This is a genomic window from Streptomyces acidicola, from assembly GCF_009377235.1.
GTDB classification, from domain to species: domain Bacteria; phylum Actinomycetota; class Actinomycetes; order Streptomycetales; family Streptomycetaceae; genus Streptomyces; species Streptomyces acidicola.
Genome location: NZ_VMNX01000105.1, coordinates 19,319 through 30,033, shown reverse-complemented (window position 1 = coordinate 30,033; position 10,715 = coordinate 19,319). Strand labels below are relative to the sequence as shown.

General features: G+C 69.2%; 9 protein-coding genes. 1 reads left to right on the top strand and 8 read right to left on the bottom strand.

All coding sequences use genetic code 11. From position 1 onward, the window contains the following. Positions 1 to 18: 18 nt before the first annotated feature. The 5 genes from FPZ41_RS25365 to FPZ41_RS25345 form a co-directional block, all read right to left on the bottom strand. Positions 19 to 1,095 carry a C40 family peptidase gene (locus FPZ41_RS25365; protein WP_152866002.1) on the bottom strand — a complete coding sequence of 359 codons (1,077 nt, stop codon included), beginning with the start codon at positions 1,093 to 1,095 and terminating at the stop codon, positions 19 to 21. 18 nt (positions 1,096 to 1,113) lie between these two features. Next, positions 1,114 to 1,596, bottom strand: coding sequence for a poly-gamma-glutamate biosynthesis protein PgsC/CapC (locus tag FPZ41_RS25360; RefSeq protein ID WP_152866001.1), 483 nt, complete (start codon positions 1,594 to 1,596; stop codon positions 1,114 to 1,116). An 87-nt stretch (positions 1,597 to 1,683) separates the two neighbouring features. After that, positions 1,684 to 3,225 carry a poly-gamma-glutamate synthase PgsB gene (pgsB, locus tag FPZ41_RS25355; RefSeq protein WP_322620699.1) on the bottom strand — a complete coding sequence of 514 codons (1,542 nt, stop codon included), beginning with the start codon at positions 3,223 to 3,225 and terminating at the stop codon, positions 1,684 to 1,686. Positions 3,226 to 3,232: 7 nt separating this feature from the next. Further along, positions 3,233 to 5,479, bottom strand: a complete 2,247-nt coding sequence (locus tag FPZ41_RS25350; RefSeq protein WP_152866000.1) for a HAMP domain-containing protein — start codon at positions 5,477 to 5,479, stop codon at positions 3,233 to 3,235. Positions 5,480 to 5,702: 223 nt separating this feature from the next. Then, on the bottom strand, positions 5,703 to 6,845 hold the full coding sequence (locus FPZ41_RS25345; RefSeq protein WP_322620698.1) for a CapA family protein: 1,143 nt from the start codon (positions 6,843 to 6,845) through the stop codon (positions 5,703 to 5,705). A 230-nt stretch (positions 6,846 to 7,075) separates the two neighbouring features. Here FPZ41_RS25345 and FPZ41_RS25340 point away from each other — a divergent pair, with 230 nt between their 5' ends. Continuing rightward, complete coding sequence (locus tag FPZ41_RS25340; RefSeq protein WP_322620697.1) at positions 7,076 to 7,885, top strand: hypothetical protein; 810 nt, start codon at positions 7,076 to 7,078, stop codon at positions 7,883 to 7,885. A 67-nt stretch (positions 7,886 to 7,952) separates the two neighbouring features. On the opposite strand, the gene truA is transcribed toward FPZ41_RS25340, so the two are convergent. From truA to FPZ41_RS25325, 3 genes are all read right to left on the bottom strand, one after another. Beyond that, positions 7,953 to 8,813 carry a tRNA pseudouridine(38-40) synthase TruA gene (truA, locus tag FPZ41_RS25335; protein ID WP_322620696.1) on the bottom strand — a complete coding sequence of 287 codons (861 nt, stop codon included), beginning with the start codon at positions 8,811 to 8,813 and terminating at the stop codon, positions 7,953 to 7,955. Between the two features lie 79 nt (positions 8,814 to 8,892). Further along, positions 8,893 to 9,423, bottom strand: coding sequence for a 50S ribosomal protein L17 (gene rplQ, locus FPZ41_RS25330; protein WP_152865999.1), 531 nt, complete (start codon positions 9,421 to 9,423; stop codon positions 8,893 to 8,895). Between the two features lie 179 nt (positions 9,424 to 9,602). After that, the gene (locus FPZ41_RS25325; RefSeq protein WP_003966937.1) at positions 9,603 to 10,625 is read right to left on the bottom strand and encodes a DNA-directed RNA polymerase subunit alpha; all 1,023 of its coding nucleotides are present in this window, start codon (positions 10,623 to 10,625) and stop codon (positions 9,603 to 9,605) included. Between the last annotated feature and the right edge of the window lie 90 nt (positions 10,626 to 10,715).

Here is a 10,715-nt window from a genome sequence, read left to right as displayed (position 1 = left end):
CCCCCACACCCCCACCCCTCACAACCGCTTGGCGCTCCGCAGCGTCTTCGCGTAGTACCCGTTGCCGTCCAGCCGCGACACGCCCCCCACGTCACCGATCGTCGGCCCGTTGACCTCCTCACGGCTGGACACGAAGATCAGGTGCCCCTCGGTGTCATAGCCGAGGACCATCCCGACGTGATCCAGCCGCTCCCCGGTCCGCGTGTCCAGCTTGAAGAAGACGAGGTCCCCGGGCTGCAACTGGTCGATCCCGGTGGGCCGGTCCTTCGGCGTGATACCGACCAGCGGCAGCACGTCGACGCCCTCCTTCGAGCGGGCCATACCGTTGGCGGTGCGCGGCAGTCCGTCCCCCGACTCGTCCGAGGACATCAGCGGGTAGCGGGAGCGGTACCCCAGCACCATGCGCATGAACCCGGAGCAGTCGATGGACTTGGCCTTCAGCGACTCCGGCTGCCCGACCACACCGTCCCGGAAGGGGTACGGCACACCGAGGAAGTCGTAGAAGTCGGACTGCTCCAGGCGCAGGTCGTTGCCCTCGGACCCGTTGGGGTTCAGCGGACCGAAGTCGGCGTCACCGGCGTAGACGACCCCCTGCTCGTCCTTCTTGTCCTTGGCACCCGCCACGTACTGGAACGCGACGGCGAAGATGTCGTCCTTCTTGCTGCCCTCGTTCTCGGCGTACCAGTCCTTGAACCACTTCTCCTTCTCCGCGCCCTTCTTCCAGGGCTCGGGCATGAGCCGCACCCAGTCCGTCGTCGAGACCTTGGAGCTGGTGGAGGAGGGTTCCGCGAAGGTACGGGACGGCCCGGTCAGCGTCGCGGTGCGCGCCCCGTCGGTGAGCACCGCCTTGACCTGGCCGTCGGCCCCGCGCAGCACGGAGCGGGCCGGGTTCTCCAGCCGGGACCAGGTCTCCTCGCCCTTGTCCGCGGTCTTCGACCCACCGCCGGAGCCCTCCAGCACACCGACGTTGGTGATCTCCGTGACGCCCTGGTCGTCCTGCTTGCGGAGCTCCAAGGTGAGGTAGCCGGACGTTCCCACGAGCCCCAGCACCACCAGAGCGGAAAGGACCGGACGCGACTTCTTCTTCCCTGCCATGCGATCTCTCCCCGCTACTCAGACGGTGGGCATGATGCCGAGCAGCAGCCCGGCGGCGACGACGATGTAGGCCATGAGCGAGACGGTGCCGGTGGCCAGCAGCGTGGCCCCCTTGGGTTGACGCACCATCTGGTAGGCGATCAGACCGGGCACGATGAAGCCGAGGGTCTGGTTGCCGTACAGCAGCGGGAACTCGATCGAGAGCACGATCATCACCGTGGCCTGGAGCAGCACGCCCAGCAGGACCACCGCGGCGAACAGCCGCTTGCCGTAGAGGATCACCAGTCGCTGCATGACCTTGGTGCCCCCGTAGGTGAGGGCGGTGACGCCGACCACCATGGCCGCCCGCTGGAGGTCCTCGATGAGGGTGAGGGCGATCCAGCCGGGCGTGATCATTCCGCCGGGGGACAGGTTGGTGGTCAGGTAGCACAGCAGCGAGAAGAACAGGCCGATGGCGATGCCCAGGGCGGCCATCTCGGGGGTCAGGGCGGCGGTGGTCAACGGGGTCTCCGGGCACGGGTGCGGGTCGTGGTGCGGGGTGGTCGGCGGCGGCGTGCGGGTGCGGGGTGTCGTCCCCGTCCGCGCAGGTCAGGTGTGCGGATGCTGCCCACCGGTCCCACCGCCGTCGGCCGTCGGGTACGGGTGGCTGCCGTGGGAGTCGTCGCCGTAACCCCAGGTCTCCCGGGCGGGCGCGGCGTACTGTCCCTGCTCGTGGGCGTACGGCCCGCCCGGGTGACCGGAGTGGGCGTACTGCCCCTGCTGGTGGCCCTGCTGGTATCCCTGCTGCTGGGCCGGGATGCGGATCACCGGGATCTCCTGGGTCTGCGAGGCCTGGTAGCGCTCCTCGTAGGCCATGGGGTACGAGGCGTACGGGTCCAGGCGCGCCGGCGGGGGCGGCAGCACGGGGTCCGCGGGCAGGTCCGCGTCCTCGGCGGCGGAGTCGTCCGCCGGGAGTTCGGCCAGGTATTCGAGGAGTTCCTCGCCCTGGCCGTGGATGTTGCCGATGGCGACAAGGGATGAGTAGGACGCGTCGGCGGCCATGCGCCCCAGGAGGGTGGGCATGAACTCCTCGGCCGAGCGCCGCTCACCGCCGAGGTCGATCGCGCGGTCGCGCCACTCGGCCGGGATGGCGTCGATGGCACTCTTGGCGGGGTGCCCGATGACGAACACGTTGTCCGGCTGGAGGTCGGGGATGATCTCGCCCATCTGGCCGTTGCGCTCGACGCGGTCGGGGCGGCAGTTGATCACGACGTTCAGCGGCCGGTGGATGGCGCCGAGATCCAGCAGCTGGTTGATGTTCATCAGCGTCGACTCGGGGTCGTTGGCCGCGAAGACGTTGGCGAAGGCGAGCCGCTTGCCCTCGGGCGTGAGGTAGCGCTCCACGGAGAGGACACCGGGGTCCGGCGGGGCGTCGTACATGCCCTGGAGGGCGACCTGCCGTTCCACTCCGAGCAGTTCGGCGACGACCAGCGCGATCGCGACGTTCTCCTTGAAGGTGAACCAGCTGAAGCCCCGCAGCTCCTCGTCGGTGACCGTCTCCGGGTCGGCGTAGACGAGCTGGCAGTTACGGGCGTCGGCCTCCTCCTGGAGGATGTGGAAGCGCTCCTTCTCCGCGGTGACGCAGATGCCGTCCTCGGGCATCGAGCGGCACAGCGAACGGGCCACGTCGTCCAGGGTGGGCCCCATCTCGGCGAGGTGGTCCTCGCGGACGTTGCACAGCACGCCGATCGTGGAGCGGATCAGCTTGCTCTGGTTGACCTCCTGCAGCGCCGGCATGACGGCCATGCACTCGATGACGAGGGCGTCGGGACGGTACGTGGCGGCACGGCGGACGATGCCGATCTGCTCCACCACGTTGGCGATCCCGAACTTCCGGTAGACCGGCTCCTCGGTGGCGTCGGGGTGGATGAACCGCGCGGCCGTACCCGTCGTCTTGGCCACGGTCACCAGGTCCCCGCCCCGCAGGGCGCCGGCGCACAGCCGCGTGATGGAGGACTTGCCGCGGATGCCGTTGACGAGCACCCGCGAGGGGATGCTGTGCAGGCTGGCGTAGTGCCGGCGCTGCTCCACGACGCCCGCCACGAACAGCGCGACACCGCCTATGAGCAGTACGAAGTAGAGATAGAGCACGGCTGGGTCACCTTCCCCGGACGACGGGCTGTGGCTCCGCGAGCCGGCGCGCCTGGTTCTGCTTACGGACCTGCAGTTGCTGACGGATCAGTTCGAGGCTGCGTACGACGGCACCGACCTCGTCCTGGTAGCGGGGGTACTGCACGGTCTTGAGGTCACCGTCCGCCAGTTTCTCGGCGCCGGTGGCGAGGGCCCGCAGCGGCCGGGCCACGACCAGGAACACCCAGCCCAGGCAGACGACGATCAGGGCCAGACCGAGCAGTCCGGCGAGCACGCTGCGGTCCTCCAGCTGGTAGGCGGCGATCTGGAAGTCCTTGGCGTTCTGCCAGCTGACCGCGGTCCAGCCGAGATCCGCCGCCACGCCGCCGCCGGAGAAGGGGGCCGCCGCGGCGACGGTGACCCCGCTCCCCTCGCGGAACAGCAGGCCGTTCTCCACGGGACCGGCGCCGACCGGGACGCTGCCGGCCCGGACGACGTCGGCGAGCGCGTCGCGCGGCAGTTTCTCGAAGGCCAGGAAGCCGTCGCTGGCGGCGATGGTCTGCGCCTTGGAGTCCACCACGCGGACCTCGCCGAGGCCGGGCCGCTTGAGCAGCGAGTTGAGGAACTCGACCCTGACCTCGCCGACGACGGTCTCCCCCTTACGGTCCGGAACGGGGGCCCCGACCTGGATGACCGGCTTCTTCCCGCCCTTGCCCGCGACCCGGACCGGCGGAAGGTCCTCCTCGCCACTCCACTGGGCGCTCGGCTCCTCCCCCGCGCGGGCCAGGACGTCGCCGTCCGCGGAGAGCAGGTACAGCGACTGGTAGCGGGTGTGCTCGCGCAGGCCGGCCTCCAGCACCTTGGTGGTGGCGCCGCTGTCGTCCCCGCGGATCAGCCGGGAGGTGGAGACCATGTCCGCCTGGGCCTCGTTGAGCGCCCGGCGGACCCGGTCGGCGACCAGGTCGGTGCGGTCGCGCTGGTCGCTGACCATGGAGGCCGGGACGCTGACCGAGTCGTCCGTACGGTTCAGCAGGAGACCGACCGGCACGCACCACAGCAGCAGCACGACGGCCGTCAGCGCGAGCGGGCCGCGGACCCCGAGCCGCGTCTTCCCCGGCCGGCGCTCGGCGGACTCGTCCGCCGCGCCGCCGAGCTGTACGCGCAGGTGCTCCAGGGCGCGGCCGATGCGCGCGGCCTCACCCCAGCGGGGCACGGCCACCGGCCGGGTCATGTCACCGCGGGCGAGCCGCCGCGATTCCAGGAACAGCCGCAGCAGCGGACGCTGCACGGTCACCAGGAGCACGGTCACCGCGAACAGACCGAGCACCACCAGCGCGCCGGCCGCCAGCAGCCCGTACAACTCCCGGCCCGGGGCGGCGGTCTGCTGCTGGACCGCGGGGATCATGGCCACCACGGTGAGCCCGAGCCCCGCGCCCACGCTCTGCTTCTCCTCGGGATCGGAGGAGGCGAGGGAGGCGTACCCGGCGGTGGCGATACGGCCGTTGTAGGACTCGCCGACGAGGCTTCCGCTGACGCCGGGGTAGCCGCGGGAGCCGGGTTCCCTGGCGCTGACGGGATTCTGCTCGGTCTCGTCGGCGGCCAGGCCGGAGAGCTTGCTCATCTGCTTCTGGAGGAAGGACAGTTCCTTGCGCTCCTGGTCCGAGTTGAGTGCCTCGGACTGCTCGAAGCCTGCCGTGGCGAGGACCTCACCGCCGGTGGCGACGACCGCCATGGAGCGGAACTGCCCCAGGTTGATGGCGGGCACGGACAGGCTGTTGGAGGCGATCAGCAGCTGCTGCGGCCGGTCCTTGAAGTCGAGGACGGCCATGGTCATCAGCCGTACGTCACCGGTCTCCAGCCGGACCATACGAGGCTTGAGCGCCTTGCCCCCGGTGAGGACGTCCTTGTCCAGCCAGCCGAGAGGAATCGTTTCTCCTCTGGCGGCCAGGACCTTGCCGGTCTCCAGGTCCAGGACCGTGGTGCCGGTCCACTTCTGGTACGTCTTGCCGAGGTCGGACAGGACACGCTCCGGCTCCACCGGTGAGCCCTCGTTCAGCGCGGCCGCGGTGCGGTTCAGGTCTGCGACCCGCTCGTCGATCGAGGCCCGAAGGGCGATGGCGCCGTCCTCCGCGAAGTGCTGCTGCGCGGACAGCACGGCCTCCGGGACGACCTTCTCACCGGCGGGGCCGAGCACCTTGGCGGTGAGTCCGGCGAGGGCGAGCACCAGCACGCAGAGCAGCGCGATGGGCGGACGGATACCGCCCAGAAGCGGCATGTCCGCTCGTCTTCGGCTTCGTCGCCGCCCGCCCTTCACAGGGCCCGCGGCACGAGTGGATGTCACCGGTGGTCTCCTCCGACCTCTACGGATGACGGCGCCTGCCGGAAACACCGCCGAAACGCGGGGGCATGACAATGCCGTCACTTAAAAGACTGTTAAGGAACCCCGAGGTTGTGTCTCTCGCCCCGGAATGCGCTGTGGCGCTGATCACGCCGTGGCGCTAGTCACGCTCCACCGTGAGCTCCTTCAGACCGTCCCCGCCGGGGGCCCCGCGGTTGTACAGGAAGCCCCGGGTACGGTCCTCCGCCAGCCGGTAGCGGGCGAGCCGCTCCTCGGAGACGTCCGAGTCCTTCAGGGCCTGGCGCACGTCCACCACCCGGTGGTCCTCGACCGCGCCGGCGGGCGCCTTCTCGCCGGCCTCCAGCTCCGGCGGGATGTCCACCAGCGTCGTGGCGTAGCGGGCCGAGACGTCCCACTTCCCGTCGGTCGTCTCGCGGAACTCGAACCAGCCGATCGCGCCCTCCTCGGTGAGCCCGGTGGGCGAGGAGTGGCGGGCGACCTGGTTGCCGAGGCTGTAGGCGACCCAGGTGCCGTTCACCTTCTGGATCGGCTGCACCACGTGGGAGTGGTGCCCGATCACGAGGTTGATCCCCGTGTCCTCGGTGATCCGTTCAGCGAGCCGGAGCTGCGGGATGCTCGGTTCGTTGTAGTGCTCCAGCCCCCAGTGGAGCGAGAGGATCACCACCTCGGCGCCCTTCTTCCGGGCCCGCGACTCGGCGTTCTTGATCGCGTCGAAGCCGATCCGGTTGAACGCCCACTTCTCCTTCCCGGGCGTCGGGTTGAGGAACGACTCCCAGGAAAACGCGAGGTGGGCGACCTTCACGCCGTTGACGTCACGTATGTTGATCTGTTCTGCTTCGTCGGGCGTGCGCGACGAGCCGGTGTGTCCGAGGCCCACCTTGTCCATGGCGTTCAGCGTGCGCCGCACGGCCTTCAGGCCGTGGTCGTAGGTGTGATTGGAGGCCGTCGAGCAGGTGTCGTAACCCACACCCTTGAGGGCCGTCAGAATCTGCGGCGGAACAAGGAATTCCGGGTAGCCCTCGAAGGGCCCCTTGGGCTTTCCGACCGGCGTCTCCATATGACAGATGGCCAGGTCGGCCTTGCTGATGATCGGCTTCACACCGGCGAGCATCGGGCCGAAGTCCAGCCCGGCCTCCCCCTTGCCGGTCTTCTTGGCATCCTTGGCGGCCTGCTCGACCAGCTCGGGGTGGATGAGCACGTCACCGGCGGCAGCGACGGTGAACGAGCGCCCGTCCGGCTTCACCTTCGCCGCCGGGGTACCAGAACTGCACGCGGTGGTCACGGCGACGACCGTCGCCAGGGCGGCAACAGAACGACCGATCCGGAGAGGATTACGAAGTGTCACCGCGCCATACTCACACGGCCCTCACAAGCGTCAGTCCTGTTGCTGTCACAAGACAATCACATTTCGTCCGCATACTGGTACAAGTCGGACTCGTTCTCGCATTGTTCGGTTGCCAGTCACCAACAGGGCAGGGAACGGATGAATCCGCTCCACGTTTGAGGGAATTGGTGGATCTCCGCAGCCGGATCCTCGCGTATACGGCCGATTTCAAGCCCGACGGCGACTACACCCCGCCCAGTGACACCCAGCGCGAGAAACTGTCCGAGGGCGTGGGGAACCTCCTGGACGGGAACGCCGCGCGGGCCGAACAGCTCCTCTCCCCCATCGGCCTCAAGGTCACCCGCCTCACCGACACCGAGTCCGGACGCCGGTACGACGAGATCGCGGCCCGCCGGCCGGGCGAGGCCCAGCACTGGGGACGCCTGTACCTGAACGTCGACGCCGGCCTCCACTGGAACGCTCAGATCCCCCACCCGATGAGCGACCGGGACACCGAAGTCCTCGGAGTGCGTCTCCTGGAGGACAACCCCGGCGGCTCACTCGTCCTGGCCGGCGCCCACCGCCGCGCCGGCCGAGGGGACGCCGCCGATGTCGCCCACAGCGAGGACAGCGCCTTCCACACCATCGTCGTGGAGCTCCAGAAGCGCGACGTACCCGGCGTCCAGCTGCACGGCTTCACCGACGGCCCGGACCGCCCCTACGAGGCCGTCGTCTCCACCGGCGCCGCCCAGAGCGCGCACACCGAGACCTCCGCCATGGCCGACTCCATGGAGGCCGACGGGCTGCGCGTATGCCGCGGCTGGCAGGACCGGTGCCCCCTCGAAGGCGTCACGAACGTCCAGGGCAAGGCCGCGCAACGGCAGCACGCGAAGTTCGTCCACGTGGAACTCGCCCCCGACGCCCGGGGCGACGGCCGGGACGCCGACGAGGCCGAGAAGGCTCTGTCGGGCCTGGTCACGTCCTGGGCACACGACTGAGGCGCACGACTGAGGCGGACGCCCCCGGCACAACGGACCACTCAACGCACCGGAGCTCATCGAGCCTTCAGCAGCAACCGGCAGCCCCGGGCAGCGTCCGCTTGTTCCGCGCCTCCTTGTTCCGCGCGGCCAGCAACTCGTCGGCGGGGTACCCGACTTCCTCCAGCGTCAGCCCGTGCGGCCGTACGACATGCACGGCGGAGTCCCGCACACCTGCGGCCAGCACCTTGCCCGGCCAGTCCGGCGCCCGATGCCCGTCCCCCACGAACAACAGGGCGCCGATGAGCGACCGCACCATGTTGTGACAGAAGGCGTCGGCACGCACGGTGGCGGTGACGATGCCGTCCTCCCCCCGCACGAGGCTCAGCTCCTGCAGCGTACGAATGGTCGTGGCGCCCTCACGCTTCTTGCAGTAGGCGGCGAAGTCGTGCTCCCCGAGGAGCCGCTCGGCGGCTTCGTTCATGGCGCCGACGTCGAGGGGCCAGTCGTGCCACAGCACATGGTTCCGCAGCAGCGGGTCGACACCGCCGGGATTGTCGGTGACCCGGTACGCGTAGCGCCGCCAGACGGCCGAGAACCGCGCGTTGAACCCCGCGGGCGCCTCCCTGAGCGCCCACACCCGCACATCCTTGGGCAGCCTCCCGGCCAGCCGCTTGAGCAGCTTCCCGTGGTGCTCGCCCCACACGTCCTCGGGCAGATCCACATGCGCGACCTGTCCCCGCGCATGCACCCCGGCATCGGTCCGCCCGGCGACGGTCAGCTCGTACGGGGCCCCCTTCGAACGCGTCACCGTCCGCAGGGCGTCCTCGATCTCCGCCTGCACGGTCCGCCGCCCTCCGGCCTGCTTGGCCCAGCCGGAGAACTCGGAGCCGTCGTAGGAGAGATCAAGCCGCACCCGTACGAACCCGGGCTGTACTTCGTCACTCACAGGTAGATCCTCTCAGGACCCGCGAACGCGAAAGCGGGCCCGCCCCAATGGACGGACCCGCTCCGACGCGAGGTCAACCTCAGGCGTCCTTCCCGCTTTCATCAGCCGCTTCCGCGGCGGGCTCAGCGGGAGCCTCAGCCTCGTCGGCCTTGGCCACGTCGACCTTGGTCTCCTCGACCTTGGTCTCCTCGGCCTCCTTGACCGCACGCTTGGTGGCGGCCTCGGCCTCGCCCGTCGCCTCCTGCGCAACCGTCAGCGCCTCGACCAGCTCGATGACGGCCATGGGCGCGTTGTCGCCACGGCGGTTACCGATCTTGGTGATACGGGTGTAACCACCCGGACGGTTCTCGTACCGCGGGCCGATCTCGGTGAAGAGCGTGTGCACGATGCTCTTGTCCGTGATCACCTGGAGCACCTGACGGCGGTTGTGAAGGTCGCCCTTCTTCGCCTTGGTCACCAGACGCTCGGCGTACGGCCGCAGACGGCGGGCCTTCGCCTCGGTGGTGGTGATACGGCCGTGCTCGAACAGCGCCTTCGCGAGGTTCGCGAGGAGCAGCTTCTCGTGCGCGGCACTGCCGCCCAGACGGGCACCCTTGGTGGGCTTCGGCATGGTTCTTCTCCTGTGTGTCTGCCCCGGCCGTGTCAGGTACCGGGGTCAGTATCCGAGCGGGCGGTTGCCCGTCGAAGATCCGAGCAAGCCCCGAAGGGGCTGCTCGGAAGGGGCGCGGGGAACTGCGCGATCAAGCACAGCGCACCCGCACCCGAGTACGGACCGGAAGGCCCGAGCTCTTAGTACTGCTCGGTCTCGACGAACCCGGCATCCGCATCGTCATCCGCGCCAAAGGCGTCCGCCGCGGCAGTCGGGTCGAATCCGGGCGGGCTGTCCTTCAGGGCCAGGCCCATTCCGGCCAGCTTCGCCTTGACCTCGTCGATCGACTTCGCACCGAAGTTACGAATGTCGAGCAGGTCGGCCTCGGAGCGGGCGACGAGCTCACCCACGGAGTGGATGCCCTCACGCTTGAGGCAGTTGTACGACCGAACGGTGAGCTCCAGCTCCTCGATCGGCAGCGCCAGATCCGCGGCCAGAGCGGCGTCCGTCGGCGACGGACCCATGTCGATGCCCTCGGCGTCGATGTTCAGCTCGCGGGCGAGACCGAACAGCTCGACCAGGGTCTTACCGGCGGAAGCCATGGCGTCACGCGGACGCATGGCCTGCTTGGTCTCGACGTCGACGATCAGCTTGTCGAAGTCGGTGCGCTGCTCGACACGCGTGGCCTCGACCTTGTACGTGACCTTCAGCACCGGCGAGTAGATCGAGTCGACCGGGATACGACCGATCTCCTGGCCGACCTGCTTGTTCTGCACGGCGGAGACGTAGCCGCGACCGCGCTCCACGGTCAGCTCCATCTCCAGCTTGCCCTTGCCGTTGAGCGTGGCGAGGACGAGGTCGGGGTTGTGCACCTCGACACCGGCCGGGGGCGCGATGTCGGCGGCGGTGACCAGACCCGGGCCCTGCTTGCGCAGGTACATCACGACGGGCTCGTCGTGCTCCGAGGAGACGACCAGCTGCTTGATGTTGAGGATCAGGTCGGTGACGTCCTCCTTGACGCCCGGCACGGTGGTGAACTCGTGCAGGACACCGTCGATCCGGATGCTGGTGACAGCCGCACCGGGGATCGACGACAGGAGCGTACGACGCAGGGAGTTGCCGAGGGTGTAGCCGAAGCCCGGCTCCAGCGGCTCGATCACGAACCGGGAGCGGAACTCGTCGACGACCTCTTCGGTCAACGAGGGACGCTGAGCGATCAGCATGTGTGGATCAGATCCTTCAGTCGTGGGCGCCCGCTATATGACGCCCGACGGAACCGCCCCTGCCATAGAGGGCGGGTACTGCAAGGGTAC